The sequence below is a fragment of the Streptomyces sp. NPDC002088 genome (assembly GCF_040296605.1).
Lineage (GTDB): Bacteria > Actinomycetota > Actinomycetes > Streptomycetales > Streptomycetaceae > Streptomyces.
The window spans coordinates 363,014-386,809 of the sequence record NZ_JBEOXO010000002.1 but is presented as its reverse complement, the minus strand read 5'-3'; the positions used below and the strand labels follow the sequence as shown (position 1 = coordinate 386,809).

Here is a 23,796-nt window from a genome sequence, read left to right as displayed (position 1 = left end):
ACCTCGTGGATCACTTCGTGAGATGCCGTGGCCGGTCTCCTGGCTTACGGGTCGTACGTTTCCGCCCCTGCCTTCCCGGTCGTACGACCAGTGGCCCGGCTGGTGCCGGACGGGACGGGAACTCCCCGATCACAGTGGCGAGGGCCGCTCCGGCATCACACCGGCTTCCCGAACACCACGGCCCGCCCACCGTAGGGGTGCGAGGCGTCCCCTGCATAGCTGCATACCTGCGCAGGTATTCAAGATCACATAGTGGTGCCTGCGAGGATGGCGCCATGCATCTCGTCCCGGCCGACCGCGCCGACCGCCGCACGATCGACGGCCACCGGGTGTGCGACGCGATCGCCGCCATCGGCGAGCCCGGTCACGTCCGCACCTGGGCCGACCGCTTCTCCCTGCTCGCCGACCCCAAACGCCTCGCCCTGCTGTTGGCCCTGCACCGCACCGGCCCTCTGGCCGTCTCCGACCTGGCGATCGCGACCGGCATGAACGACCCGGCCGTGTCGCAGGCACTTCGGCTGCTGCGGGCGGCCGGCGTCGTGGAGGGGGAGAAGGAGGGGCGGGTCGTGCGGTACCGGGTGGTGGACGAGGACGTACGGGCGCTGCTCAAGCACTGTTCCGCGGACGGGGGATGACGCACGGGCGCCCCGGCAGGCGAGGGTGTCGGACGCGTCCACGCAGGGAATGGCCCCCTCCGGACGACGTAAAACGTTCCCCTTCCGGGCAATGTGGACAGGCTTTCCGGTGTTGCCCGACCACGTCCCAAAGGAGACCGCGTGCCTGATCTGCCCGACCTCTCCTCCCGGAACCCCGACTGGTGGCGCCAGGCCGTCGTCTACCAGGTCTATCCCCGCAGCTTCGCCGACGCCGACGGCGACGGGCTCGGCGACATCCGGGGCGTCACCGAGCGCCTGACCCACCTCGCCGCCCTCGGTGCCGACGCCCTGTGGCTCAGCCCCTTCTACCCCTCCGAACTCGCCGACGGAGGCTACGACGTCGCCGACCACCGGGACGTCGACCCGCGCCTGGGCACCCTCGACGACTTCGACGCCATGGTCGCCGAGGCGCACCGGCTGGGCCTGAAGGTCATCGTCGACATCGTCCCCAACCACACCTCGCGCCGGCACCCGTGGTTCGAGGAGGCGCTGCGCTCCGGCCCCGGGTCCGCCGCCCGCGATCGGTACGTCTTCCGCGACGGGCGGGGTGCGCACGGCGAACTGCCGCCCACCGACTGGCAGTCCGTCTTCGGCGGCAGCGCGTGGCGACGCGTCCCGGACGGGCAGTGGTACCTGCATCTCTTCGCCCCCGAGCAGCCCGACCTGAACTGGGACCACGAGGAGGTCCGCGCCGACTTCCGCACCACCCTGCGCTTCTGGTCCGACCGCGGTGTCGACGGCTTCCGCGTCGATGTCGCGCACGCACTCACCAAGGACCTCACCGAGCCGCTGCGGGACGTCGGCGACGTCGGCGCGACCGGCGAGGAGGCCCTCGACCACGTGCCGCCCGGCAGCCATCCGTACTACGACCGCGACGAGGTCCACGAGATCTACCGCGACTGGCGCAAGATCTTCGACGCCTACTCCCCGCCCCGCACGGCGGTCGCCGAGGCCTGGGTGCCGGGCGCCCGCCGCGCGCTGTACGCGCGCCCGGACGAACTCGGCCAGGCCTTCAACTTCGAGTACCTGCAAGCGCGATGGGACGCCGACGAGCTGCGCCAGGTCATCACCGACTCCCTCGCCACCGCCCGCGCGGCCGGCGCCTCCGCCACCTGGGTGCTGTCCAACCACGACGTCGTACGGCACGCCTCCCGGCTGACGCTCCCGCCGGGCACGGACGAGAACACCTGGCTGCTGTCCGGCGGTCACGCGCCCGCCGTCGACGCGGACGCCGGGCTGCGGCGGGCCCGGGCGGCGACCCTGCTGATGCTGGCGCTGCCCGGATCGTCGTACCTCTACCAAGGTGAGGAACTCGGCCTGCCCGAGGTCGCCGACCTGCCCTTCGAGGTCCTCCAGGACCCCATCTGGGAGCAGACGGGCCACGTCCGCAAGGGCCGCGACGGATGCAGGGTGCCGCTGCCGTGGACGCCGACGGGGCCGTCGTACGGCTTCGGGGCGGGTGGCGCCTGGCTGCCGCAGCCGGCGTCCTTCGCGTCGTACGCCGTCGCCGCACAGGACGGTGTGGCGGGCTCGACCCTGGAGCTGTACCGCACGGCCCTGCGGCTGCGCCGCAAGCTGCTGGAGGGCGAGGGCCTGACCTGGGCGGAGGACACCCCGGCCGGGGTGCTGGCCTTCGCGCGCTCCGGCGGCTGGCGGTGCGTCACCAACCTGACGGACGCACCGGTTGTGCTGCCGCCCGGGGAGGCGCTGCTCAGCAGCGCACCGCTGGACGGCGACGGGCGGTCGCTGGGACCGGACACGACCGTCTGGCTCGCGTAGTCGCCAGAGAACTCACCCTCCCGTCGGCAGGGCGACCGGGCTGGAGGTGGCATTCGGCGGCGGCGTGAGGACCACCTCCGGCTGACCCGCGACCGGGGGCGGCGGGGTGACGTCCGAGGCGGGCAGCTTCGGCGGGGTGGTCTGCTGGAAGAGGGCCTGGTCGAAGTCGACCAGGCCGGTCTTCTCCATGACCGTGATGTGGTCCAGGACCGTGTCGTTGGCCTGGTCGGCCAGGGCGCGCACCAGCGTGTTCTTGGTCGTGGACCGGATCTTGGCGACCGTGTTGAAGATCGAGCCGTGCGTGATGCGCAGGATGTTGGCGAAGTCGGAGTCGAACTGCTTGCCGCTGTCCGCGTTCAGCTGGTTGACGAAACCCTGCTGCTGCGGGCTCGCCACGTTGGGAAGCGCGATGTTCAGCATCGGGGCGATCTTCCGGCAGGTGGTGTCCAGTGCCGCGTGCCCGTCGATCAGGTGCTGACTCGCCGTGAGGACCCCCTTCGACTGGCCCTTCTGCAAGCCGATCTGACCGACCGGGTACTCCCACAGGCCGGCCGCGCGCACCTTGACCACGAAGTCCCGGTCCGCCTCCGTCAGCGGCCCCCACTGGGTCTGGGCGATGACGCGCGAGGACGAGCTCGACACGGTGCTGAGCCCCAGCATCGAGGGGTATGCCAGTGCGGCGAGTGTCAGGCTCAGGGCACCGCCCACGAAGATGGTTCCCATCGCGTTCCGCGAAAAGCGCACCGTGCCTCCTGCCCGGTCGGGGATACCGCCCCACCGGCAGGGCGGGGAGCGGGTCGGACGCACTGGAATACGGACGCGGGGGTGGATCCCACCTCTAGGTTCGGTAAAGAAATGGCAAAGCCGCCGTCGCGGCAGCTCGAACGATTCGCCGGGCAGCCGCCGTTGACGAAACGTTGACCGGCTCGCGGCCGAGTCCAGACCAGTTCGCGGGAGAGTCCTGGCGAACCCCGGACCTACATTCGGCCCCATGCCCCCACAGCCCCGGCGCGTCCCCACCGCGCTTCCCGTCCTCCCCTACCGCAAGCCCACCAAGGGCCGCGACTACTGGGTCCTGGACGACGTCCTGCCGGACGTCGACGCCGTACGCGAGCGTTGTCTCGCCAAGGACGACTGGGTCAAGGGCTATCCGTACACCTCGGAGACCTGGCCGGGGCTGCGGACCATGCCGGGCCTGGAGCCGGGTGAACTCGCCCGCGTCGAGCACCTGGTGAAGAAGGCGACCGGGGCCAAGGAGCTGTGGGTACAGAAGGCGCCCGGCGGGGGCACCCTCAACCACAACTGTGTGCAGGTGGTGGGGGAGGGCGAAAGCACGCCCCGGCCGCACAGCGACTCGCGCGCCTTGTGCCGGTACGCCGCCGTGCTCTACCTCAACCCCGGCGTCCCCAAGGACTGCGGAACCAGTTTCTACCGGCAGTCGCTGCCGGGCGGCCGCCTCGGCGGCAATGTCGTCCAGGCCCCGCACAACAACCTCGTCGAGGCGCTGGGAACGCGGTTCGTCGCGCCCGACGCCTTCGAGGAGGACGTACAGGTGCCGCACAAGTACAACCGCCTCCTCCTCTACCACGCCAACCTCGTGCACAGTGCGACCGGTTACTCCGGTACGACGCTGGAGGAGAAGCGGATGACGGCCGTCTTCTTCTGGATGGCTTGAACGGTCGGTTGATCACGGGCCTCAGTACCGCAGCGCCCTGCGGACCTCCGTCTTCACCTCGCCGGACAGCTTGTGCGTGCTGCGCGCGGTGGCCGTACGGGACGTGCCGGCCGCCACGTCGGAGACGGTGACGACGACCGTGTCGATCAGTTTGCCGCCGGAGTCCTTGAAGACGACCTGTACGGCGAAGGACTTGGCGGAGTCCGCGGTGTTCTTCGCGGTGACCTCGACCGTGGTGCGGCCGTCCGCGGCGGTGGCCGGGGTGCCGAGCCGTACGTCGTCCTTGGCGTCGATGCCGTTCTTGACCTCGTCGAGCTTCCGGCCGGCCGCCGCCGTCGCCGACGCGATCGCCTCCGAGGCCTGCGCCGCGATCGAGGACATCGCGGCCGTCGCCTCGGCGCCCGCCGACTCGAGGGCGGAGGCGGCCTTGCTGGCCGGGGACGACGGAGTGCTGTCGTCGGAGCAGCCGGTCAGTGCGGTGGCCAGGACCGCCGTCAGCACAGCGCCCGTCGCCCAGCGCGCCCGGTAACGGGCCATGTCGCCTCCATCGTTCGATTCGCTCGCTCCTCCCTCCAGTGAAGGGCCGCACGGGAGCGGCCGCATGCCGGGCCCGACCGTCCGGTTTACTGCCCGGTGTGGGCCGTTCGGGCGGAACCTGGGGCGGGTGCACGGCCGCCTCGTGGGGTCGGGGTGCCGGGCATCCGACGATCTGACCATGCGACGAGACCGCCCCCGACGACTCCTGCGCCGCGGCGGCGTGGCTCTGGCCGCGCTGCTGGTCGCGCTCCTCCTGTTCGCCCCGCAGGCCGAGGGCCGCGTGCGCGCCCGCGACGACGCCCGTCCCGGGCCTGCCGACGCCGGCCGGCCCCTCGACCCGTTCGACCGGCTGCTCCGCACCACCGCCCGGCAGACCACGGCCTACGAAAAGGCCTGTCGGCGCGCTGACCTGCTGCGGGGTGAGGTGTCCCGCCTGCGCACGAAGACGCAGGACGCGGAAGCACGGGCTCGGGCACGTGCGCGTGCGCGTGAGCTGGCACTGGCGCCGGCACTGGTGCCGACGGTGCCGCGGGGGACGGTGCCGACGGTGCCGCGGGGGACGGTGCCGACGGTGACGCGGGGGACGGTGCCGACGGTGACGCGGGGGATGGCGCGGGGGACGGTGCCGACGCTGGAGCGGGGGACGGCGCGGGGGATGGCTCGGGCGATGGAGGCGGGTGCCGGTGCGACCATTCTCCCGCCCACCGCCCTGTCCACCGTTCTGTCCACTGCCCTGTCCACCGCTCCGTCCACCACCCCGGACCTGCGAACCCTCCGCGCCGCCCTCGACCAGGCGGTCACCGAGCTGCGCGCGGCCGAGCGCAGTCGGGCCGGTATCCGCAGGAAGCTGTGGCGGGCGCTGGAGCCGGCCGGGTCCGGTACGGCGGGGCCCGCGGCCGGCTGCGCGCTGGGCGAGCGGAGCAAGAAGCCCCGTCGCGTCACGTCCCGCTGGCGGACACCGACCATCGACTACTGGCTGTCCGCCGGGTACGCCGCCGCGGGAGCCCACTGGCGGCACCGCCACACCGGCCAGGACTTCGCCGTCCCCACGGGCACCCCGGTGTACGCCGTCGGCCCCGGCACCGTCTCCGTCGTCACCTGCGGGGACGGTTTCGGCAACCAGGTCGTGATCCGGCACCGCGACGGCTACTTCACCCAGTACGCGCACCTGTCCCGCATCAACGTACGCCCCGGCCAGAAGGTGGCCGCGGGCCAGCGCGTCGGAGCCTCCGGTGCCACCGGCAACGTCACCGGCCCGCACCTGCACTTCGAGGTGCGCGTCACCCCGTACCTGGGGTCGGCGGTGCCCCCGCTGCCGTGGCTGCGACGGCACGGCGTACGCATGTGACGCACTGTCACGTCACCGCGGCCTGCCCGTCGCGCCCATCAGCGAGCGGTAGACGGCGGACGCCCCGGGATTGCCGGAGCACCGCCACACACCGTGCGGGCAGTAGTCGCTGATGGCCTGGTACAGCGGCCGCTGCTGCGCGAACCAGTCGAGCATGCCACGCATGTACACGGGGTTGTCGCCGTTGCGGTACAGCCCCCACTCGGGGTACGAGACGGGCTTGCCGTGTGCCCGCGCGAACCGCACCTGGTCGCGCAGGCCGTACGGCTCCGCCACCTGCTCGGCGAAGGACATCCCTTGGGGCTGGTCGTAGGCGTCCATGCCGATGACGTCGACGACGTCGTCGCCCGGGTAGCAGCGGGTCCAGGGGACGGCGTCCAGGCCGCGGCTGGGCGCGAAGTCGAAGCGGAACCGCTGCCCGGGCACGGACCGCATCGCGGTGACGATGTTCCTCCAGTACCGCTGCCACGCCTGCGGGTCGGGCCCGCAGCGGTGGCTGTAGGTGATGCCGTTCATCTCCCAGCCGAGCACGACGACCGTGTCCGGCACGCCGAGCCGGACCAGCCGCTCGGCCAGGACGCGGAAGTGGTCGTCGTAGCGGCCCTCCGCGCCGAGCCGCAGCTCGGCGCGGACCGTCGGGTCGGGCAGGCCCGCCTCGGTGCGCTCCAGCATCGGCACGTTGAGCACGAACAGGCGGTCCGGGCGCGCCCTGCGCCACTGCGCCCAGAGCTCCAGGTAGCCGGGGGCGCCCTCGATGTTGCTCCACCGGTCGCCCGGCAGGTACACGTGTCCGACCCGCGGTGCCGACGCATGCCCCAGCCAGGCCGCGAGCTCCGCGACCCGGCGTACGCCGTCGGAGCCGTAGCCGACGTACGCGCCGAAAGCGGGCGGCGGCCCGGTGGACGCCGCCGCGGTCGGGGTGCGGGACGGCTGCCCGGCGGGCGGCGCCGCACTCGAAGTGCGGGACGGCCCCCCGTGGGTCGCCGTCGCGCCCGTGGCGGGGGACGGCTCCCCGCCGGGTGTGCACGCCGACCCCGCCAGCACGCCGAGCACGGCCAGCATCGTGAGGAGGCCGAGCACCGGCCGGCGGCACATCCCGTCCGAGGCCACGAGGGCGCCTTTCTGCCAAGGGGTTCATGAGGACGGGGAAATGATGTCCCACCCCCGGCCACCCCCGGCCGTCGCCGGGCCGCTCCCGTGATCGACCTCCCCCGAACCGGTGAAGCCGCCGGCCCGTGGCACGGCAATTGAATCCCGTACTGAACGAGCGAATTAAGCGTCCGGCGTCCCACGCCGACAGAAGTCCGTACACCGGGCTCGGACGGTGGTTCCGTGCTACGGTCGAAGTGAGTTGCAGTCTTGGTTCCCAACGCATTTCGAGCACCACTGCCGGTCCGGTTCGGCGGCGTGTCTCTGAATTTTCCGGTCTCTCCCGGACGGGGCAATCATCACGGCGACGTGGAGGTATCACACGGTGTGACACCTCCGGTACGGCCCTGAAGGAGAATTTGTATGGCTACCGGAACCGTGAAGTGGTTCAACTCGGAAAAGGGTTTCGGGTTCATTGAGCAGGACGGCGGCGGTCCGGACGTCTTCGCCCACTACTCGAATATCGCCAGCCAGGGCTTCCGTGAGCTTCAGGAAGGCCAGAAGGTGGAGTTCGACATCACGCAGGGCCAGAAGGGCCCGCAGGCGGAGAACATCCGTCCCGCCTGACGCGGAGCACGAAACAGACTGAAGACAACGGCCCGGAAAGCGGAGACGCTTTCCGGGCCGTTGTCTTTTCGGGCGATGTCGATGCCGATGCCGCCCGTGCCGTCAGCCGGGCTCGTCGGTGTGCGCGCGCCGGGCCTGGGAATGGCTGGTGAGCAGCCAGGTCGACTCGACGGACGGCTTTCCGGTGACGTGCCCGGTGTCCACCGTCAGGTGGAGCAGCGTGCCGCGCCCGTCCATCCCCGTGGGATAGCTGCGCGGCTCGTCGCAGCGGAAGTTGCGGCGCAGGAGCTGGGCGACCAGCTGCGCCGTGTCGGGATGCTCGGCGACGATACGGACCTCGGCGAGCCCGCTCATGAGGTCTTCGGGAACATCCGGGATGTCTTCGTTGCCACAGATGCGGCAGGGCCACCAGCGCATGGCTTCACCTCACCTCCACGGTACTCCCGTGAGGGCCGACCACCGCCTCTTCTTCCTGTCGGCCGGCCGACTACTGATCCGAGTAGCCCATGTCCCCGATGGTCCAGGCGCTCACGTCCTGCAGCGCCACGCGGTACATGCCGCCCGTGTCGGGGATGCCGAAGCTGCCCTGGAGAATGCGCGCGACGTGGAAGTGGAGGTGCGTGGGCCGGTCACCGCGCTGCGGCTGCTCGCCACCTCCGTCGGACGGGGTGAACGCGGCGGCGAAGTGCGCGAGCTGCTCGGAGTCCCGCAGAACCTCCGCCACGCGCTCCTTCCACAGGGTCTCGGGGGCCAGCCGGCCCGTGATGACGGCACCAGGGACCACCACCGTGAGGGACATGTGACTGCTGTGCTCCGACTCCACCATGGCGGCGATGCCGACAAGCAGATCATCAGGGTGTGACATGGGTGAGGAGCCTAGTCCAACGCGGCGGTACGACAGGGGACAAAACGGCCGGGACGAAATGGTTGGGACGAAACCGCCGGGATGAAACGGCCGGGACAAAACGGCCGGGACAAAACGACGGGCCGGCCGGTCCGGGAGTACCGGAGCGGCCGGCCCGAGGTGACCGGTGGGGCTCAGCCCAGCTGTACAGCCGCCGAGTGGCAGGTGAAGCCGAGCCGGACGAGCGCCCTCTCCACCTCGGCCGCGGTGAAGTCGCGGCGGTCCTGCTTGGTGATCACTTCCCCGACCTGCTTGACGGGGTAGACGCGTCCGCTGATGGTCACGGACACCACTCCCGAGACGGGCTCGGGCTGGATGCCCTGCATCGACTGCTCTACTTCGCTTTTGACCAGGTCGAACGGGAATCGGGCGATGACGCAGCGCATGATGCCTCCGCTGGTTTGAAGGGGAACGCCGGAACGGATTGATCTACCGAGGGTCGTGCCGAGGCCGGTCGGGTCAGCGACCGCTTCCCTGGGCGGAGGAGCGACCGCCGCCCTGGGCGGAGGGGCGACCGCTTCCCTGAGCGGAGGCGGAGGAGCGGCGGCGGGCGGCCTGGCCCGGACGGCCGCGTCCGCGGCTGCCTCGGCTCCCGTTTCCGCTTCCGTTTCCGCTCCGGCGCGCGGAGGATCCCGCACCTTGGGGGCGTTCGACGACCGGGGGAGCGAGGGTGACGGGCACGCCCGAGGGGGCCTGGGCGCCGGTGATGCGGTTCAGCTCGGCCTCGCCCGAGCGGACCTTGGTGGTCTGCGGGGTGATCCCGGCGTCCGCCATCAGGCGGGTCATCGCGCGGCGCTGGTGCGGCAGGACCAGGCTGACCACGGTGCCGGACTCGCCCGCGCGGGCGGTACGACCGCCGCGGTGCAGGTAGTCCTTGTGGTCGCTGGGCGGGTCGACGTTGACGACGAGGTCGAGGTTGTCGACGTGGATGCCGCGGGCCGCGACGTTGGTGGCCACCAGGACCGTCACATGGCCGTCCTTGAACTGGGCCAGGGTGCGGGTGCGCTGAGGCTGGGACTTGCCTCCGTGCAGGGCCGCGGCGCGGACACCGACGGCCAGCAGCTTCTTGGCCAGCCGGTCCGCCGCGTGCTTGGTGTCCAGGAACATGATCACTCGTCCGTCGCGGGCGGCGATCTCCGTGGTGGTGGCGTGCTTGTCGGCCTCCTCCACGTGCAGCACGTGGTGCTCCATCGTGGTGACGGCGCCCGCGGACGGGTCGACCGAGTGGACGACCGGGTCGTCCAGGTAGCGGCGTACCAGGAGGTCGACGTTGCGGTCGAGGGTGGCCGAGAACAGCATCCGCTGGCCCCCCGGGCGCACCTGGTCGAGCAGGGCGGTCACCTGCGGCATGAAGCCCATGTCGGCCATCTGGTCGGCCTCGTCGAGGACGGTGATGGCGACCTGGTTCAGGCTGCAGTCGCCCCGGTCGATGAGGTCCTTGAGCCGGCCGGGCGTCGCGACGACGACCTCGGCTCCGCCGCGCAGCGCGCTCGCCTGCCGGCCGATCGACATGCCGCCGACCACCGTGGCGAGCCGCAGGCGCAGCGCCTTGGCGTACGGGGTGAGCGCGTCGGTGACCTGCTGGGCCAGTTCCCGGGTGGGTACCAGGACCAGGGCCAGCGGCTGGCGGGATTCGGCCCGCTGTCCGTTGGTGCGGGCCAGCAGGGCGAGGCCGAAGGCGAGCGTCTTGCCCGAGCCCGTGCGGCCGCGCCCCAGGACGTCCCGGCCGGCCAGCGAGTTCGGCAGCGTCGCCGCCTGGATCGGGAACGGCGTGGTCACGCCTTCGGCGCCGAGCGCGGTCAGGAGCCGTTCGGGCATCTCGAGATCGGCGAACGCCTCGACCGCCGGCAGTGCCGGGGTGCGGGTGACCGGGAGTGCGAACTCCGCGGGGCGCGCGCTGGAGGTGGTGGTACGGCCTCCGTGATTGTTCCGCCCGGTGGTTTTGGCCGACCGGGAAGAACCGCTACGGGAGCGGGTGGGGGCGTATTTCTTGCGAGCTGTGCGGTCCATTCAGAACCCTTCCTCGATGCGGCACGTATCGAGGAATTCCTGTCGTCGGCGTCGAGCCGTACGAGGATTCGCAAGAATGAGCCGTAGAAAATGCAATGAGCTGGGGCCCGCACCCAAAAGTGCGGGCCCCAGCCACGTAGTACGCGTCAGCGTCAGGCGGGAACGATGTTCTCGGCCTGCGGGCCCTTCTGGCCCTGCGTGACGTCGAAAGTCACCTTCTGGCCCTCCTGAAGCTCGCGGAAGCCGGAGGTGGCGATGTTCGAGTAGTGGGCGAACACGTCAGCGCCGCCACCGTCCTGCTCGATGAAGCCAAAACCCTTTTCCGCGTTGAACCACTTCACGGTGCCAGATGCCATATTGAATCTCCCTTGGGGCATTGCCCGAGTCCGCACCTTGCAGACCCGGAGTCGCAACGATGGCAAACAAAAAGAGTGCTCGTCGACGGAAGGTCGGGAGAGCACTCGAAGTCTCTGGTAACCAAAACTGCAACTGGTATCACGTTAGCACAGGTCGAGGCACACTTCCCATGTGTTTTTCCATTTGTCATCCGTTGGAGCGGCAAACCTCGCGAAGCCCTGCATGTATTTCTGCAGTCGCCGGTATAGATATCTGCGGGGCTCCAGTCGGCTCCAGTCGGCTTCGGTCGGCCTTCAGCGGGCTTCGTCCGCGGCGGAGTCGTCGGCCTGCCGGCGCATCGCCTCGTTCAGGCGGAGGGCTTCGTCGAGCTGGTCCTCGAGGATGATGATGCGGCAGGCGGCCTCGATGGGGGTGCCCTGGTCGACGAGCTCACGGGCGCGGGCGGCGATGCGCAGCTGGTAGCGGGAGTAGCGGCGGTGGCCGCCTTCCGAGCGGAGCGGGGTGATCAGCTTGGCCTCGCCGAGGGCCCGGAGGAAGGCGGGGGTGGTGCCGAGGACGGCGGCGGCACGCCCCATGGTGTACGCGGGGTAGCTGTCGTCGTCGAGGTTGTCGATGCCGGGGGAGTTCTCGGTGGGCATAGCACCTTCGTCGCTGGAAACCTACCGCCACTGAAGTCCAAAGCCTACTTCCGCCGCAGCAGAGTATCCACTCCCCGGCTCCGAAGGTGCCGGGTGCCTCCTCCTCGGCCACCGCTGACGGCGATGCCGCAGCTCACACCCGGCGCTCGGTCGACTTCGTTGATCGGCTGTGGCGTGTGGGACAGCTGGGTGGGATAGCAATGACACGTGATACGCGGAGAGAAGGTCGGGTTGCGGACTCGGCAAGACAGTGACGTCCCGGTGTTCCAGACGGAGTTGTACGAGGACGTGGTGATGCGCTCACGCTCCGACTCCCTCCCCTGGCGGCCCCTCCCGCCTCAGGCGCCGGAGTCTCCCTCCGCGGCGGCCGCGCCGTCGGACGCGACGGCGTACTTCTCGGTGGTGGAGCTCGAGTCGCAGAAGCTGGCCGGCGAGGCCCTGCTGTGGGGCATCGACACGCACAACAGGTCGGCTCACCTCGGGATGTCGCTGCTCCCCGCGTTCCGGGGGCGCGGGCTGGCGGGCGACGTGGTCCGGGTGCTGTGCGAGTACGGCTTCGCGGTACGGGGCCTGCACCGGCTCCAGGTCGAGACCCTCGCCGACAACACCCCGATGATCGCGACCGCGACCAGGGCCGGCTTCACCGTCGAGGGCACCCTGCGGCGCTCCGCCTGGGTGTACGGGGCGTTCGTCGACGTGGTCGTCCTCGGTCTCCTTGCGGAGGAATGGGCTCCGTAGGGCGCCTGTCCGACAGGCTCCGCCGTGCGCAGGTGTATATCTGTGTCCACGGAAATAGATATTCGGACAATTTCCGGTGAGAGTTCTGCCGGGTGGGGTATGTTGCGTCGATATCTCTACGTGGTCGGCTTGCGTCGTGCTACGGTTGAGCGCAGTTGCAGTTGTGGTTCCCAAAAAAGTGGCCGGTTCTTCCGGGCGGGGCAATCATCACAGCGGCGTGGGGTTCGCACAGTGCGGGCCTCCGGGTACCGTCCCGTAAGGAGAATTGACATGGCTACTGGCACCGTGAAGTGGTTCAACGCGGAAAAGGGCTTCGGCTTCATCGAGCAGGACGGTGGCGGCGCCGACGTCTTCGCCCACTACTCGAACATCGCCACCCAGGGCTTCCGTGAGCTGCAGGAGGGCCAGAAGGTGAGCTTCGACGTCACGCAGGGCCAGAAGGGCCCGCAGGCCGAGAACATCGTTCCCGCCTGACGCGTACACGTACTTCCCAGCTGGGGCCCGCACCGTGAGGTGCGGGCCCCAGCTGTTTGCTTTTCCGGGTGCTCCAGATTTCCAGCTTTCCGGTTAATCGGATGCGCCGGCTTCGGCTGTATCCGCTGTTCGGGTCGCTCTCGTGGTTCCCCGTGCGGCTCATTACAGCCGGAAATTCCTTGATGCTGATGCGTACCGTATCGAGGCAGGTTCTTCATGAACTGTTCAACTCGAAGCGGCGCACGCCGCGCGTCAGCGGTCGGTCTCCGTCCGTGCTTCGGCCGCTGCCCGCCGGTACTCGGCGTTGAGGCGCTGGGCTTCCTCGAGCTGGTCTTCGAGGATCACGATGCGGCAGGCGGCGTCGACGGACATGCCGCTGTCGACCAGCAGGCGGGCGCGGGCGGCGATGCGCAGCTGGTAGCGGGAGTAGCGGCGGTGGCCGCCCTCCGAGCGCAGCGGCGTGATCAGGCGGGCTTCGCCGATCGCGCGCAGGAAGTTGGGTGTGGTGCCGAGAAGCTCGGCGGCTCGGCCCATGGTGTAGGCGGGATAGTCGTCGTCGTCGAGTCGACCGTATGAGCTCTCTGCTGTCATTTCACCTCTTTGGGGCACGCGTGGAGGGGCCCTGGCGCCTGCGGCACCAGAGCCCCGAAGGAAATACAACACCATCTGCCAGCCTTCAGTGCGGCTGGCTCTCTGTATCCGCAGACCTACCCAGGAGAGGGCTCGGCTGCGGGCTTCGTGGATGCCTGACCGGGGACCACCTTCCAATCCGGGGTCTTACGGTGCCCGGACAGCGCGCTGCGCGCCCGGGCCATCCTGATGGCGTCTGGATCCTCCGATCCTCACTTGACCTTGCCGATGAGAGAAACGCTAACCAGGCAACCGCCCAATGTCTACCCTGGCAAGCATAGATTTCAGTGCCTGTGTGACGCAGATATGTGCCTGTCGACCCTCGGACGGCACCTCCGACCGCTCTAAAATCCGCCCCAAATCCGACATTGGGGGCAGGATGGAAGGGCACCCCGCACCCCTGCGTTGGGAGGTCAGTGATGTTCGAGGCGGGCGACATCCGTGAGTGGCGCGGGCACGACGTGGTCGATCCGAAGGGCCGCAAGGTGGGCCCCCTGGAGTCGGTCTACGTGGACACCGCGACCGACAAGCCCTTGTTCGCGACGGTCACCATGGGCCTGCCCACCCGCCGCCGTCTGGTCTTCGTCCCGCTCGTCGGCGCGACCGTCGGCCCGGGCTACCTGAAGGTCACCCATGCCAGGGCCCTGGTCAAGAAAGCTCCCTCGATCGACACCGACGGCGTGCTGGCCGCGGAAGCGGAGCCGGCCGTTTTCACGCACTACGGACTGGACTACGCGCCCGGTGCCGGCGGCGAACGACGCCTCGCCCGCCGCTGACACGGGGAACCACGGGGAACCGCAAGGAGAAGGCCACAAGGAGAAGCGGAGAAAGGAGGACGGATGAGCCTGTTCCTGCTCCTGATCATTGTGGCGATCGTTCTGGGAATCATCGGGGTCGCCGCCCACGGCCTCTTCTACCTTCTGATCATCGGCGTCGTCGTCCTGGTCGCCGACCTCGTCTACGGGGCGATGCGGCTTCGCCGGCGAGGCGGGCGCCACCATCGCCTCCGCTGACGTCCGGGCCGTCGGTGGCGTCGGCTACGGCGTCACCCGACTGCCGCCGAAGGTCACCACGAGCTGGCCGTCCGTGGCGAAGGACCAGCCCAGGGCGCCGGCGTACGAGGAGCACCGGGACCCGTTCGTGCCGGTCCAGAACTGGTTCGAGCTGTCGGCGTCACCGATGGTCTTGTCGTTCGACCCGCTGACACCGAACCGGCACGAGGTGTTGTTCCGGAACACCGAGGTCCCGGCGTCCCACGAGAAGTTGCGCTCGGCGTTGTCGATGCTGGCGTTGTTCGAAATGGTCATCGAGCCGGGGTTGCTGTTGTAGGTGAACCCGTGATGGCCGTTGCCGTAGGCGATGCTGTGCTGGACGACGTGGTCGACCGCGATGTCGTCGCCGCCGAGCTTGTAGCCGTTGCGGTCACCGTTGGAGTTCACGGTGCCGTCGCTCAGGGTGCCGTTGTCGTAGGAGAGGGAGTACTCGACGGTCACCGGGCCGATGGCACCCGTGTCGGTCTTGGTGTAGAGGTCCCAGCCGTCGTCGATGTTGTTGTGGGACACGGCGTAACGGAAGACGTTCCCGGTGCCGGTGGTGAGCTTCGCGGCGAAACCGTCCGCGTCCTCGCCGTCGGAGTCGGCGTTGTCGTGCGATTCCGCGCTCAGGATCAGGTTGTTGGACGGCCACTGGCTGCTGGGGGTGCTGGAGGAGATCCGGCCGAGCTGCAGCCCCGAGTCGCGGTTGTACGCCGTCACCGTGCGCTCGATGACGTTGTTGCTGCCGCCGACGTAGATCCCGTTGTCACCGGCGTGCTCGACGACGAGGCCGTAGACGTGCCAGTACGAGGCGTTCAGCTGGAGCCCGCGGTTCGAGGAACTCTCGCTCTGGGCCGAGAAGTTCAGCACCGGGGTCTCGCCCGGGTAGGCGGACAGGGTGGTGCGGGCGCCGGCCGTGCCGTCGGTGCCGGCCGGGATGGTGATCGTCGACGAGTAGGCGTACGTCCCGCCGCGCAGGTAGATCGTGCCGCCGGAGGTGATGCGGCCGATCGCCGAGGTGAGCGTCGTCGGGGCCGACGCCGTTCCGGCCGCGCTGTCGGTGCCGTTCGGGGCCACGTACAGCGCCGTGCTCGACGGGGGCGTGGTGGTGGAGCTGTCCTCGACGTCGAGGTAGTCGACGTTGGGCAGGCCGGCCGCGGTGGTGGGGTTCAACCGGATGGTGTTGCTGCCCGCCGTCAGCGGCACCGAGAGCGTCTTCGTGACCCACGTCCCCCACGCGCCGGTGGTCTCGAACGACGCCGACGTGGCCGCCGAGCCGTTCACGGTGATGTCCGCGGGCCGTGCGGTGGTGGTTCCGTTGGCGAAGCGGACGCTCAGTGTCGCCGTGCCCGCGGTGGCGGCGTTCACGGTGAACTGCGCATAGGCGCCGACCGCGTTGGTGCCGTTGCAGAACCCGCTGCCGGAGTAGCCGGTCCAGTCGGAGTCGATGGTGCCGGTGCAGACCGCCGGGGAGCTCTCGGCCTCATAGCGGGTGGTCGCGGCCTGCGCCGTGGTGCCGGACAGCGCGACGAGTGCGCCGGCCACGAGGCCGGCGGACGCGATGACTGATCTCAGGTGCATCGTTCGTCTCCAGGTTCGGTTCGTTGGTTCGTATGACCAAGGTTCGGTCCGGAGATGGAAAGCGCTTTCCCGGGACGCTAGGCTCTTGCTATGAACGCGTCAATAGACGCGTACGTGATTCATATTCACGAACATGAACGCGAAGGGGAGGGTGGCCGGTGGACTCCGGCCCTCACCAGCCCGTCAGCAGCAGGTGGTTGAGGAGCAGGGCGAGGGCGGCCTGTGCGGTGAGCCAGGCGCGGGGGCGGGTGAGGAGGGCGCACGCCGGCAGCATCCACAGCGCGAACGGGAGCCAGATGCGTTCCGTCTCCGCCTTGCTCATCCCGGACAGGTCGGCGACGAGCAGTGCGAGCACGGCGGACAGCACGAGCACGGCGAGGCGGGCCTCGCCGGCAGCGGGGAGGTCTGATGCGGGGAGGTTCGATGCGGGCTTGGTGCCGCGACTGCGGACGAGTGTGACGCAGGCCCGGTTCAGTCCCGCCGCCGTCGCGAGGCCGGTGAGGAGAACGGCGCACGCCAGGTTCGCCCACACCCAGTAGCCGTAGGGACGGACGCCGCCGACTCCTTCGTAGTAGCGCTTGATCAGTAGGCGGTACGCCTCCCACCAGTTGAAGCCGGCGAGCGTGAACACGAGGGGGACGACGGCGAGTCCGGCGAGCAGGAAGGGCAGCACCCGGACCAAGGAGCCGCCCCGGGGCCGGACCCCGTCGCGCGCCGCGACCAGCACACCCCCCGCGATCAGCGCGAACAGCGTGAGTCCGTACGAGAGGTAGCAGGTCAGGCCGAACAGCAGGCCTGAGCCGAACGCCGTCGCCCGCGCCCGGTGTCCCGTCCCCACGAGCGCGAGCGCGAGCAGTGCCACGGCCCAGGCGGCGACCGCCGTGAAGTATCCGTCGGCCGAGGCGCCCACCCACACCGCGGCCGGTGCCAGCACCAGGAACGGTGCCGCCCGCCGGGCGAGGGCCTCCCCGGCCTGCACCCGCACCGCCACCAGCACGGCCACGCACGCCGTGGTGCCGACGGTGATGCACCAGGCCCCGGCCCAGCCCCCGCCGCCCAGGCCGATCCGGTCGAGCAGCACGAAGGTGAGGGCCGCGCCGGGCGGGTGTCCGGCGATGTGCGCGGGCCAGGGGTCGGGAGAGCCGCTCAGGATGTGGCCGTCGAAGCCGCGCAGGGCGTCCGGGATGTCGTGGAAGCGGTCGATGACCCGCAGATACTCGTTGCGCGTGGTGAGCCGGCCCGCGACGCCCCGCTGCCAGCCGTCGACCAGCGCGAGCGACCACGTCCAGGCCAGCGCCGTACCCCAGGCCGCGGCGAGCAGCGCCCGCCACGGCGGCCGGGCGGCCAGGACCGGCCCGTACGCCACCACGGCGACCGCGACGGCCACGGCGGCCGGGGTGCCCGGTCCGACGTGCGGGTCCCACTCCGCGAACAGCGGCGGCCAGTGGACGAACAGCGTGTGGCGGGCGTGCTCGATGTGGCGGCCGACCAGCACCGCCGCCACGACAAGCAGGGCGGCGGCCACCGCGGTGGTCAGCGCGGTGGTCAGTGTGGCGCGGAGGCCTCGGAGACGAGCGTGGATCACGCCGGGAACGCTAGGGCCTGTCCGGCGGATCATGCCGCAGCCGCGGGGGCAGGCGCGCACATCTGCCGCGTTGTCGTCACTCGCCGACTCCCCACTCTCGGCTGCGCTCGAGCGGGGGGACCCCCATTGCGTCGACTTCCTCCTCCGCTTTGCCGCCGCATGCGCCGGCCCCCGCTCACCGGCGCTCATCAGCCATCGTTGCTTCTCTGCGACGTGACCTGCCGGACAGACACTGGGCCGAAAGGCGGCGGATTACGTCACACCCAGCCGGGACGTCAGCGTTTCGTCATGAGTCGCGCACCCTTCCGAGGGCCGGTCCCGGCCTACCGTCGGGCAATGCGCGCTCAACGGTTCGGCCCGCGGCTCCCCTCATCGCCCGGCTTCTGGCGCAGTCCCCTGCGCGGCCCCTGGTTCACCTCCGTGCTCGGCGTCGTCCTGCTCGGCGGGATCACGGTGATGTTCGTGACGGGGCTGGTGTCGTACGCCGCGTACAACCCGAACCTGGACCCGGTGAACGACCAGACCCCGGACAAGGGGCTCCTCGGCTTCTACCTCTTCTCGTGGCCGGTCGGCCCGGTCTGGCTCTACCGGCTCACCCAGGGCGTGCACGTCACGCTGGGAATCACCCTCGTCCCCGTACTGCTGGCGAAGCTGTGGTCGGTCGTGCCCAAGCTGTTCGCCCTGCCGCCCGCCCGCTCCCTCACCCACGCGCTGGAGCGGCTCTCGCTGCTCCTGCTGGTCGGCGGCGCGCTCTTCGAGTTCGTGACGGGCGTGCTCAACATCCAGCTCGACTACGTCTTCCCCGGCTCCTTCTACCCCCTGCACTTCTACGGGGCCTGGGTGTTCTTCGCCGCGTTCGTCGCGCACGCCGTACTGAAGACGCCCGCGGCCGTACGCAATCTGCGCCGGATGCGCGGCAAGGAGAACGAGACGGCGAAGGAGGAGGGCGAGCTGGTGGCCCCGGACCCCGCCGAGCCCACCGTGTCACGGCGCGGGGCCCTCGGGCTGGTCGGCGGTGGCTCGCTGCTGCTGTTCGGCACGACAGTCGGGCAGAACTTCGACGCGCCGTTGCGGGAGACCGCCCTGCTCGCACCGCACGGCGGTGCCGATCCGGGCAGCGGTCCCGGCGGCTTCCAGATCAACAAGACGGCCGCGTACGCAGGGATCGACGCGCGCGAGACGAGCGGCGACGCGTGGCGGCTGGTCGTCGCCGGACGTACCGGCCCGGTCCGGCTGAGCCGCGCGGAACTGCTGCAACTGCCCCTGTACAGCTCGGCATTGCCGATCGCCTGCGTGGAGGGGTGGTCGACGTCCAACCAGTGGTGGCGGGGCGTACGGCTACGGGATCTCGCCGCGCTCGTCGGGCACGACGACGCGCCCGACGTATTCGTGGAGTCCCTCCAGCGGCATGGCGCCTTCCGCCGGGCCGCGCTGCGCGCCAACCAGGTGAGCGACCCGCGCTCGCTCCTCGCCCTGTACGCCAACGGCGAGGACCTGACCCCGGACCACGGCTACCCGGCGCGGATCATCGTGCCGGCCGCTCCCGGTGTCCTCAACACCAAGTGGGTGGCCCGGATGACGTTCGGAGACCTGTGATGCCTTCTCTGAAGCCTCCTCGGCTCGTGGTCGGCAGCCCGCTTCAACTGCTGCTGCTCGTCTGCTCGTTCGCCCTCGCCGGGTACGCGGGTGTGCGGCTGCTCGCGGGCGACTGGTTCCGGGTGGCGCTGTGGTTCGTCGGTGCGGCGCTGATCCACGACCTGGTGCTGCTGCCCCTGTACTCGGCGGTGGACCGTGTCTTCATCGGGGCGGCGGGACGCCACCGTCGACGCGTCGGGTACGTCCGGGTGCCCGCCGTCCTCTCCGGGCTGCTTCTGCTCGTGTGGTTCCCGTTGATCAGCGGGCGGGCGGCAGGGCGCTACGAGTCCGCCACCAGCCTGTCGGTGGACGGCTTCCTGGCCCGCTGGCTGCTGATCACGGCCGTACTGTTCGGCGGCTCGGCGCTGCTGTTGGTGCTGCGGCTGCGCAGGGCCACGAAGGAATGGCCGCCGGTGGTCCACTGACCCTCGGCGCGCCGGCCCGCACGTGCCACGTGCCGGAGAAGGGCCGGGGTGCCGAGGCGGGCCCAGGGGCACAAAGTGGTGCCTCGGTCACCTCGCGCGAGGTGGTCATCGGCGGGTGACCGCCTCGAGCCGGCCCAGCTCCGCGGCGAAGCGGCTGTGGGGCGCCGACGCGGCGACGGCGGCGGCGTCGCGGGCCGTGTCCACGTCCCGCAGCCGCGGCAGATCGTGTACCCGCAGTCCCGCGGTGACCAGCCGCTCACGCTGTACGGCACCCGTCGTCGGCGTCGACATCGGCACACCCCGCAGCAGGCCGGGGTCGGGGTCGGCGAGGCCCAGTGCCCAGAAACCGCCGTCCTCGGCCGGTCCGAAGCACGCGTCGCAGTCGGCGAAGTCCACGGTGAGCAGCTCGGGGGTCACCTGGGGGGTGTCCATGCCGATCAGCAGAGCGGGGCCGGCGCATCCGCCGAAGGCGGCGGCCAGTCGCTCGTCGAGGCCGCCCGCGCACTGCGGCACGACGTCGAAACCGGGCGGCAGCCAGGGACCCGGTCGCCCCTCCAGGACCAGGACGCGGCGCTGCGCGGGTGTCGCCGCCACGGTGCGCAGCGTGTCCACGAGGGCCGCCTCGGCGAGCTGCGCGGCTTCCCGGGGCGTGAACGGCGGCGTGAGCCGCGTCTTCACCCGTCCCGGCAGTGGCTCCTTGGCGATGACGAGAAGGGTGGTCACCGGGAGTTTTCCCCTTGAACGGGTGCCGTGGGTGGCGCCGGTGGCGCCGGTGGCGCTGGTGGCGTCGGTGGCACCGGCGCTGTGGGCGCTTCGGCCAGGACGCGCCTCATGTCCCGTACCGCCTGCCAGGTGCCGCGCCAGGTGCCGGTCACCTTCGAGGCACCGGCGCGCGGCAGGTAGGGCACGTCGTGTTCCGTGATGCGCCAGCCGGCGTCGGCGGCGCGGACCACCATCTGGAGGGGGTAGCCGCTGCGCCGGTCGGTGAGGTCGAGGCCGAGCAGCGCCGAGCGGCGGGCGGCGCGCAGGGGACCGAGGTCGTGCAGGCGCAGGCCGGTGCGGCGGCGCAGCATCCGGGCGAGCGCGAGGTTGCCGGCCCGGGCGCGCGCGGGCCAGCTGCCCCGGCCCTGCGGGCGGCGCCGCCCGAGCACCAGATCGGCCTCGCCGTCCCGTACTTCGCGGACGAAGGGGACGAGCAGCGCCGGGTCCAGCGAGGCGTCGCAGTCGCAGAAGCACACGATGCCGGCGGTGGCGGCGGTCAGCCCCGCGTGGCAGGCGGCGCCGAACCCGCGGCGCGTCTCGTGGACGACGGTCGCGCCGAGCCCGCGGGCGAGTTCGGCCGAGCTGTCCGTGGAGCCGTTGTCCACGACGAGGGCGCGCCAGCCGGGAGGGATGCGTGCCAGCACCCAGGGCAGGGCCTCGGCCTCGTTCAGGCAGGGCAGGACCACATCGACGTCCGATGGTGCGGGAGAGGTCGTCACGGTCTTCACCCTAAGGACGCGAAAGCCGCATATCGGGCTCCTGCTCCTTGAAAAGCCCGTAAACCACAGGCACACACACGGTTCTGGAGACGCTCACCGGGTGCACGCTCATCCGGCTTCCCCGCGCAACCGCGCCCCCGCGAACTCCCGCATCCCCTCCTGGAACCCGACCCCGGCCTTCCAGCCCAGCTCGGCCCGCAGCCGGGAGGAGTCCGCCGTGATGTGGCGTACGTCGCCCAGCCGGTACTCCCCGGTGACGACGGGCTCGGGCCCGCCGTACGCGGCCGCCAGCGCCCGCGCCATCTCGCCGACGGTGTGCGGCTCGCCGCTGCCGGTGTTGTACACGGTCAACGCCCCGTCCCGGGGTTCGGCCGCGAGCGCGGCCACGTTGGCCGCCGCCACGTCCCGTACGTGCACGAAGTCCCGCCGCTGCGCGCCGTCCTCGTAGACGTGTGGAGCCTCGCCGCGGGCGAGCGCGGAGCGGAAGAAGGAGGCGACGCCCGCGTACGGGGTGTCACGGGGCATCCGGGGCCCGTACACGTTGTGGTAGCGCAGCGACACGGCCGAACCGCGCGTCGCGCGGGCCCACGCGGCGGCGAGGTGCTCCTGGGCGAGCTTGGTGGTCGCGTACACGTTCCGGGGATCGGCCGGGGCGTCCTCGCCGACCAGCCCCGGCGTCAGCTCCGCACCGCAGCGCGGGCACCGGGGCTCGAACCGCCCGGCCGCCAGGTCGGCGACCGCCCGAGGCCCCGGCCGCACCACCCCGTGCCGCTCGCACAGGTACCGTCCCTCCCCGTACACCACCATCGACCCGGCCAGTACGAGCCGCCGTACCCCCGCCTCCGCCATCGCCGTGAGCAGTACAGCCGTACCGAGGTCGTTGCGGGAGACGTACTCCGCCGCGTCGGCGAAGCCGCTGCCCAGCCCGACCATCGCCGCCTGATGGCACACGGCGTCCACCCCGGACAGGGCGCGGGAGACCGCGGCCGCGTTCCGGACGTCCGCGCCCGGGTCCTCGCGCACGTCGAACACGACGGACTCGTGCCCGTGCTCCGCCAGCGCCTCGACGACATGGGACCCGATGAACCCGGCACCGCCGGTGACCAGTACACGCATGCCTGGCACGCTAGGCTCCGGCCCTCGGCGGTCACAGCGCCACGCCGGGCAGGTCACCGGTCCGTAAGACCTGGGCCGGCCGTTGCCCGATCCTGATCGACTGCCCGGCAAGCGAAGCGGCGGAGATCAGCCGCCGACTGCCGGCCTCATGCGCCGAGGCCGTCGAGCAGCAGGGCGAGCCCTCCCAGGAACTCCTGGTCGGCGCCGACGTTCCGGGCGTGCCGGGCGGTCTCGGTCATGTGCGGGAACTCCGCGGGCGGCAGCTCGGTGATGGCCACCGTGCCCGAGCCGGACAGGGCCCCCAGGTGTTCCAACTGGATCGCTCCGATGACGTAGCTGAGCAGGCCGCGCAGCGCGACGACCCGCCGCTCGCCCTCGATGCCCGCCTCGGTGAGGACGGCGAGCACGGTCTCCGACCAGCGCAGCACTCCAAGGGAGTGGTGCCGATGGGTGATGGTGAGGGGGACGACCGCAGGATGGGCGCCCACGGTGTCGCGCAGGCGCCGCGCCATGACCTCGATCCGTTCGCGCCATGACGCGTCGGGGCCCGGCGGCTCGATGTCCACGGCGCTCAGTACGAGCTCGACGACAAGCCTTTCGAGCTCCTCGCGATCGTGCACGTAGCGGTAGAGCCCCATGGTGCTCATGCCCAGCTCCTGGGCGACGGCGCGCATCGACAGCCCGGCGAGCCCGCCGCGATCGATGACGGCGAGGGCGGCCGAGGCCAGCTGATCCTGGGTGAGCGAACGTGGGCGCGGCATGACGGTTGACAGCGTACGGCATACGCCTAAGGTGGTAGGAGTACGCCGTACGCTTACGGAAGGGAACGCCCATGCGCATGTCCCGCAGTCCGGTGGAGCCCGGTTCCACCGTGAAAGAGCGAAGTCTGGCCACTGTCTCGGGCGATCAGGTCGCCGTTCCCGCCCCCGACCGGCTGATCCACCTCCAGTTCCGGCGGTTCGCCGGCTGCCCGGTCTGCAATCTGCATCTGCGGTCCGTGGTGCGGCGGCACCAGGAGATCGAGGCCGCCGGGGTACGCGAGGTCGTGGTCTTCCATTCACCCGCCGAGGAACTGCTGCGCCACACCGCCGATCTCCCGTTCGCCGTCATCGCCGACCCCGCCAGGCGGCTGTACACGGAGTTCGGTGTGGAACGGTCGTTTAGGGCCCTGCTCCTCCCGCGCGCCTGGGCACCGATCGTCCGGGCGGTCCTGAGCGGCGTACGGGAGGTCGCCCGCGGGCGCGAGCACCTGCCCTCGAGCAGCCCGAACGGCGGTCGGCTGGGGCTTCCCGCCGACTTCCTCATCGCGCCCGACGGCCGCGTCCTCGCCGCCAAACACGGCGAGCACGTCTACGACCAGTGGTCGGTCGACGAACTGCTGGAACTGGCAGCCCGCACACCGCGAACGCCCCCTGCGAATCCCGCGACTCGGTAAGGGAGGCTCGCACGGACGAACGGGCGGCCGACCGAGCGGCGG

At 70.8% G+C, this 23,796-nt stretch carries 28 protein-coding genes and 1 riboswitch; of the genes, 12 read left to right on the top strand and 16 right to left on the bottom strand.

Annotation, left to right across the window (positions count from 1 at the left end; genetic code table 11):
• Positions 1 to 12 precede the first annotated feature (12 nt).
• Positions 13 to 195: riboswitch (cobalamin riboswitch) on the bottom strand.
• Positions 196 to 275: 80 nt separating this feature from the next.
• Both ABT114_RS05500 and ABT114_RS05495 read left to right on the top strand, forming a co-directional pair.
• Positions 276 to 635 carry an ArsR/SmtB family transcription factor gene (locus ABT114_RS05500; RefSeq protein ID WP_351138884.1) on the top strand — a complete coding sequence of 120 codons (360 nt, stop codon included), beginning with the start codon at positions 276 to 278 and terminating at the stop codon, positions 633 to 635.
• A gap of 141 nt (positions 636 to 776) precedes the next feature.
• Positions 777 to 2,435, top strand: coding sequence for a glycoside hydrolase family 13 protein (locus tag ABT114_RS05495; protein WP_351138882.1), 1,659 nt, complete (start codon positions 777 to 779; stop codon positions 2,433 to 2,435).
• A 12-nt stretch (positions 2,436 to 2,447) separates the two neighbouring features.
• Here ABT114_RS05495 and ABT114_RS05490 read toward each other — a convergent pair whose 3' ends face one another.
• Positions 2,448 to 3,143 (bottom strand): DUF4142 domain-containing protein, encoded by a 696-nt coding sequence (locus ABT114_RS05490; RefSeq protein ID WP_351139504.1) that lies wholly within the window; start codon positions 3,141 to 3,143, stop codon positions 2,448 to 2,450.
• Between the two features lie 283 nt (positions 3,144 to 3,426).
• Here ABT114_RS05490 and ABT114_RS05485 point away from each other — a divergent pair, with 283 nt between their 5' ends.
• Complete coding sequence (locus ABT114_RS05485) at positions 3,427 to 4,110, top strand: DUF6445 family protein (protein WP_351138880.1); 684 nt, start codon at positions 3,427 to 3,429, stop codon at positions 4,108 to 4,110.
• A 21-nt stretch (positions 4,111 to 4,131) separates the two neighbouring features.
• On the opposite strand, the gene ABT114_RS05480 is transcribed toward ABT114_RS05485, so the two are convergent.
• On the bottom strand, positions 4,132 to 4,647 hold the full coding sequence (locus ABT114_RS05480) for an FxLYD domain-containing protein (protein WP_351138878.1): 516 nt from the start codon (positions 4,645 to 4,647) through the stop codon (positions 4,132 to 4,134).
• A gap of 178 nt (positions 4,648 to 4,825) precedes the next feature.
• Here ABT114_RS05480 and ABT114_RS05475 point away from each other — a divergent pair, with 178 nt between their 5' ends.
• Complete coding sequence (locus ABT114_RS05475; protein WP_351138876.1) at positions 4,826 to 5,995, top strand: M23 family metallopeptidase; 1,170 nt, start codon at positions 4,826 to 4,828, stop codon at positions 5,993 to 5,995.
• 12 nt (positions 5,996 to 6,007) lie between these two features.
• Here the strand turns inward: ABT114_RS05475 and ABT114_RS05470 are convergent, their stop codons facing one another.
• The gene (locus tag ABT114_RS05470; RefSeq protein WP_351138874.1) at positions 6,008 to 7,105 is read right to left on the bottom strand and encodes a glycoside hydrolase family 26 protein; all 1,098 of its coding nucleotides are present in this window, start codon (positions 7,103 to 7,105) and stop codon (positions 6,008 to 6,010) included.
• A 402-nt stretch (positions 7,106 to 7,507) separates the two neighbouring features.
• Between ABT114_RS05470 and ABT114_RS05465 the strand changes: the two genes are divergently transcribed.
• Complete coding sequence (locus ABT114_RS05465) at positions 7,508 to 7,711, top strand: cold-shock protein (RefSeq protein WP_351138872.1); 204 nt, start codon at positions 7,508 to 7,510, stop codon at positions 7,709 to 7,711.
• A 102-nt stretch (positions 7,712 to 7,813) separates the two neighbouring features.
• On the opposite strand, the gene ABT114_RS05460 is transcribed toward ABT114_RS05465, so the two are convergent.
• The 6 genes from ABT114_RS05460 to ABT114_RS05435 form a co-directional block, all read right to left on the bottom strand.
• Positions 7,814 to 8,128: a hypothetical protein gene (locus ABT114_RS05460; RefSeq protein WP_351138870.1), complete on the bottom strand. Its 315-nt coding sequence runs from the start codon at positions 8,126 to 8,128 to the stop codon at positions 7,814 to 7,816.
• A gap of 70 nt (positions 8,129 to 8,198) precedes the next feature.
• Entirely contained in the window at positions 8,199 to 8,576 is a 378-nt protein-coding gene (locus tag ABT114_RS05455) for a GvpU-like protein (protein WP_351138868.1), read from the bottom strand.
• Positions 8,577 to 8,749: 173 nt separating this feature from the next.
• Positions 8,750 to 9,001: an SCO5918 family protein gene (locus tag ABT114_RS05450; RefSeq protein WP_351138866.1), complete on the bottom strand. Its 252-nt coding sequence runs from the start codon at positions 8,999 to 9,001 to the stop codon at positions 8,750 to 8,752.
• A gap of 73 nt (positions 9,002 to 9,074) precedes the next feature.
• The gene (locus ABT114_RS05445; RefSeq protein WP_351138864.1) at positions 9,075 to 10,625 is read right to left on the bottom strand and encodes a DEAD/DEAH box helicase; all 1,551 of its coding nucleotides are present in this window, start codon (positions 10,623 to 10,625) and stop codon (positions 9,075 to 9,077) included.
• Between the two features lie 152 nt (positions 10,626 to 10,777).
• Positions 10,778 to 10,981: a cold-shock protein gene (locus ABT114_RS05440; RefSeq protein ID WP_007383480.1), complete on the bottom strand. Its 204-nt coding sequence runs from the start codon at positions 10,979 to 10,981 to the stop codon at positions 10,778 to 10,780.
• A gap of 294 nt (positions 10,982 to 11,275) precedes the next feature.
• Complete coding sequence (locus ABT114_RS05435) at positions 11,276 to 11,620, bottom strand: helix-turn-helix domain-containing protein (RefSeq protein WP_351138862.1); 345 nt, start codon at positions 11,618 to 11,620, stop codon at positions 11,276 to 11,278.
• Positions 11,621 to 11,827: 207 nt separating this feature from the next.
• Here ABT114_RS05435 and ABT114_RS05430 point away from each other — a divergent pair, with 207 nt between their 5' ends.
• Positions 11,828 to 12,358: a GNAT family N-acetyltransferase gene (locus ABT114_RS05430; RefSeq protein ID WP_351138860.1), complete on the top strand. Its 531-nt coding sequence runs from the start codon at positions 11,828 to 11,830 to the stop codon at positions 12,356 to 12,358.
• Positions 12,359 to 12,628: 270 nt separating this feature from the next.
• A complete protein-coding gene (locus ABT114_RS05425; protein ID WP_037915390.1) occupies positions 12,629 to 12,832 on the top strand; it encodes a cold-shock protein in 204 nt (67 codons plus the stop codon).
• 252 nt (positions 12,833 to 13,084) lie between these two features.
• Here ABT114_RS05425 and ABT114_RS05420 read toward each other — a convergent pair whose 3' ends face one another.
• On the bottom strand, positions 13,085 to 13,423 hold the full coding sequence (locus ABT114_RS05420) for a helix-turn-helix domain-containing protein (protein WP_351138857.1): 339 nt from the start codon (positions 13,421 to 13,423) through the stop codon (positions 13,085 to 13,087).
• Positions 13,424 to 13,881: 458 nt separating this feature from the next.
• On the opposite strand from ABT114_RS05420, the gene ABT114_RS05415 reads away from it, so the two are divergent.
• Positions 13,882 to 14,238: a PRC-barrel domain-containing protein gene (locus tag ABT114_RS05415; RefSeq protein WP_351138855.1), complete on the top strand. Its 357-nt coding sequence runs from the start codon at positions 13,882 to 13,884 to the stop codon at positions 14,236 to 14,238.
• Between the two features lie 63 nt (positions 14,239 to 14,301).
• On the top strand, positions 14,302 to 14,475 hold the full coding sequence (locus ABT114_RS05410; protein ID WP_351138853.1) for a hypothetical protein: 174 nt from the start codon (positions 14,302 to 14,304) through the stop codon (positions 14,473 to 14,475).
• Positions 14,476 to 14,499: 24 nt separating this feature from the next.
• On the opposite strand, the gene ABT114_RS05405 is transcribed toward ABT114_RS05410, so the two are convergent.
• Both ABT114_RS05405 and ABT114_RS05400 read right to left on the bottom strand, forming a co-directional pair.
• Positions 14,500 to 16,077: a right-handed parallel beta-helix repeat-containing protein gene (locus ABT114_RS05405; protein WP_351138851.1), complete on the bottom strand. Its 1,578-nt coding sequence runs from the start codon at positions 16,075 to 16,077 to the stop codon at positions 14,500 to 14,502.
• 172 nt (positions 16,078 to 16,249) lie between these two features.
• Positions 16,250 to 17,662 (bottom strand): hypothetical protein, encoded by a 1,413-nt coding sequence (locus tag ABT114_RS05400; protein ID WP_502987537.1) that lies wholly within the window; start codon positions 17,660 to 17,662, stop codon positions 16,250 to 16,252.
• 336 nt (positions 17,663 to 17,998) lie between these two features.
• Between ABT114_RS05400 and ABT114_RS05395 the strand changes: the two genes are divergently transcribed.
• The gene (locus ABT114_RS05395) at positions 17,999 to 19,258 is read left to right on the top strand and encodes a molybdopterin-dependent oxidoreductase (RefSeq protein ID WP_351138847.1); all 1,260 of its coding nucleotides are present in this window, start codon (positions 17,999 to 18,001) and stop codon (positions 19,256 to 19,258) included.
• On the top strand, positions 19,258 to 19,722 hold the full coding sequence (locus tag ABT114_RS05390; RefSeq protein WP_351138845.1) for a hypothetical protein: 465 nt from the start codon (positions 19,258 to 19,260) through the stop codon (positions 19,720 to 19,722). Before ABT114_RS05395 ends, ABT114_RS05390 begins: the two co-directional genes overlap by 1 nt.
• Before the next feature lie 105 nt (positions 19,723 to 19,827).
• On the opposite strand, the gene ABT114_RS05385 is transcribed toward ABT114_RS05390, so the two are convergent.
• The 4 genes from ABT114_RS05385 to ABT114_RS05370 form a co-directional block, all read right to left on the bottom strand.
• The gene (locus ABT114_RS05385; protein ID WP_351138843.1) at positions 19,828 to 20,445 is read right to left on the bottom strand and encodes a TIGR04282 family arsenosugar biosynthesis glycosyltransferase; all 618 of its coding nucleotides are present in this window, start codon (positions 20,443 to 20,445) and stop codon (positions 19,828 to 19,830) included.
• Positions 20,442 to 21,212, bottom strand: coding sequence for a glycosyltransferase family 2 protein (locus tag ABT114_RS05380; RefSeq protein ID WP_351138841.1), 771 nt, complete (start codon positions 21,210 to 21,212; stop codon positions 20,442 to 20,444). Before ABT114_RS05380 ends, ABT114_RS05385 begins: the two co-directional genes overlap by 4 nt.
• A 99-nt stretch (positions 21,213 to 21,311) precedes the next feature.
• Complete coding sequence (locus tag ABT114_RS05375; protein ID WP_351138839.1) at positions 21,312 to 22,319, bottom strand: NAD-dependent epimerase/dehydratase family protein; 1,008 nt, start codon at positions 22,317 to 22,319, stop codon at positions 21,312 to 21,314.
• Positions 22,320 to 22,465: 146 nt separating this feature from the next.
• The gene (locus tag ABT114_RS05370; protein ID WP_351138837.1) at positions 22,466 to 23,080 is read right to left on the bottom strand and encodes a TetR/AcrR family transcriptional regulator; all 615 of its coding nucleotides are present in this window, start codon (positions 23,078 to 23,080) and stop codon (positions 22,466 to 22,468) included.
• A 110-nt stretch (positions 23,081 to 23,190) separates the two neighbouring features.
• Between ABT114_RS05370 and ABT114_RS05365 the strand changes: the two genes are divergently transcribed.
• Positions 23,191 to 23,754: a peroxiredoxin-like family protein gene (locus tag ABT114_RS05365; RefSeq protein ID WP_351138835.1), complete on the top strand. Its 564-nt coding sequence runs from the start codon at positions 23,191 to 23,193 to the stop codon at positions 23,752 to 23,754.
• The last annotated feature ends 42 nt before the right edge of the window (positions 23,755 to 23,796 follow it).

Coding starts and splice junctions, on each gene's coding strand:
- ABT114_RS05500 (WP_351138884.1), top strand. CDS start 276: ATGCATCTCGTCCCGGCCGACCGCGCCGACCGCCGCACGATCGACGGC.
- ABT114_RS05485 (WP_351138880.1), top strand. CDS start 3,427: ATGCCCCCACAGCCCCGGCGCGTCCCCACCGCGCTTCCCGTCCTCCCC.
- ABT114_RS05480 (WP_351138878.1), bottom strand. CDS start 4,647: ATGGCCCGTTACCGGGCGCGCTGGGCGACGGGCGCTGTGCTGACGGCG.
- ABT114_RS05475 (WP_351138876.1), top strand. CDS start 4,826: ATGCGACGAGACCGCCCCCGACGACTCCTGCGCCGCGGCGGCGTGGCT.
- ABT114_RS05465 (WP_351138872.1), top strand. CDS start 7,508: ATGGCTACCGGAACCGTGAAGTGGTTCAACTCGGAAAAGGGTTTCGGG.
- ABT114_RS05460 (WP_351138870.1), bottom strand. CDS start 8,128: ATGCGCTGGTGGCCCTGCCGCATCTGTGGCAACGAAGACATCCCGGAT.
- ABT114_RS05455 (WP_351138868.1), bottom strand. CDS start 8,576: ATGTCACACCCTGATGATCTGCTTGTCGGCATCGCCGCCATGGTGGAG.
- ABT114_RS05450 (WP_351138866.1), bottom strand. CDS start 9,001: ATGCGCTGCGTCATCGCCCGATTCCCGTTCGACCTGGTCAAAAGCGAA.
- ABT114_RS05445 (WP_351138864.1), bottom strand. CDS start 10,625: ATGGACCGCACAGCTCGCAAGAAATACGCCCCCACCCGCTCCCGTAGC.
- ABT114_RS05440 (WP_007383480.1), bottom strand. CDS start 10,981: ATGGCATCTGGCACCGTGAAGTGGTTCAACGCGGAAAAGGGTTTTGGC.
- ABT114_RS05435 (WP_351138862.1), bottom strand. CDS start 11,620: ATGCCCACCGAGAACTCCCCCGGCATCGACAACCTCGACGACGACAGC.
- ABT114_RS05425 (WP_037915390.1), top strand. CDS start 12,629: ATGGCTACTGGCACCGTGAAGTGGTTCAACGCGGAAAAGGGCTTCGGC.
- ABT114_RS05420 (WP_351138857.1), bottom strand. CDS start 13,423: ATGACAGCAGAGAGCTCATACGGTCGACTCGACGACGACGACTATCCC.
- ABT114_RS05415 (WP_351138855.1), top strand. CDS start 13,882: ATGTTCGAGGCGGGCGACATCCGTGAGTGGCGCGGGCACGACGTGGTC.
- ABT114_RS05410 (WP_351138853.1), top strand. CDS start 14,302: ATGAGCCTGTTCCTGCTCCTGATCATTGTGGCGATCGTTCTGGGAATC.
- ABT114_RS05405 (WP_351138851.1), bottom strand. CDS start 16,077: ATGCACCTGAGATCAGTCATCGCGTCCGCCGGCCTCGTGGCCGGCGCA.
- ABT114_RS05395 (WP_351138847.1), top strand. CDS start 17,999: ATGCGCGCTCAACGGTTCGGCCCGCGGCTCCCCTCATCGCCCGGCTTC.
- ABT114_RS05390 (WP_351138845.1), top strand. CDS start 19,258: ATGCCTTCTCTGAAGCCTCCTCGGCTCGTGGTCGGCAGCCCGCTTCAA.
- ABT114_RS05375 (WP_351138839.1), bottom strand. CDS start 22,319: ATGCGTGTACTGGTCACCGGCGGTGCCGGGTTCATCGGGTCCCATGTC.
- ABT114_RS05370 (WP_351138837.1), bottom strand. CDS start 23,080: ATGCCGCGCCCACGTTCGCTCACCCAGGATCAGCTGGCCTCGGCCGCC.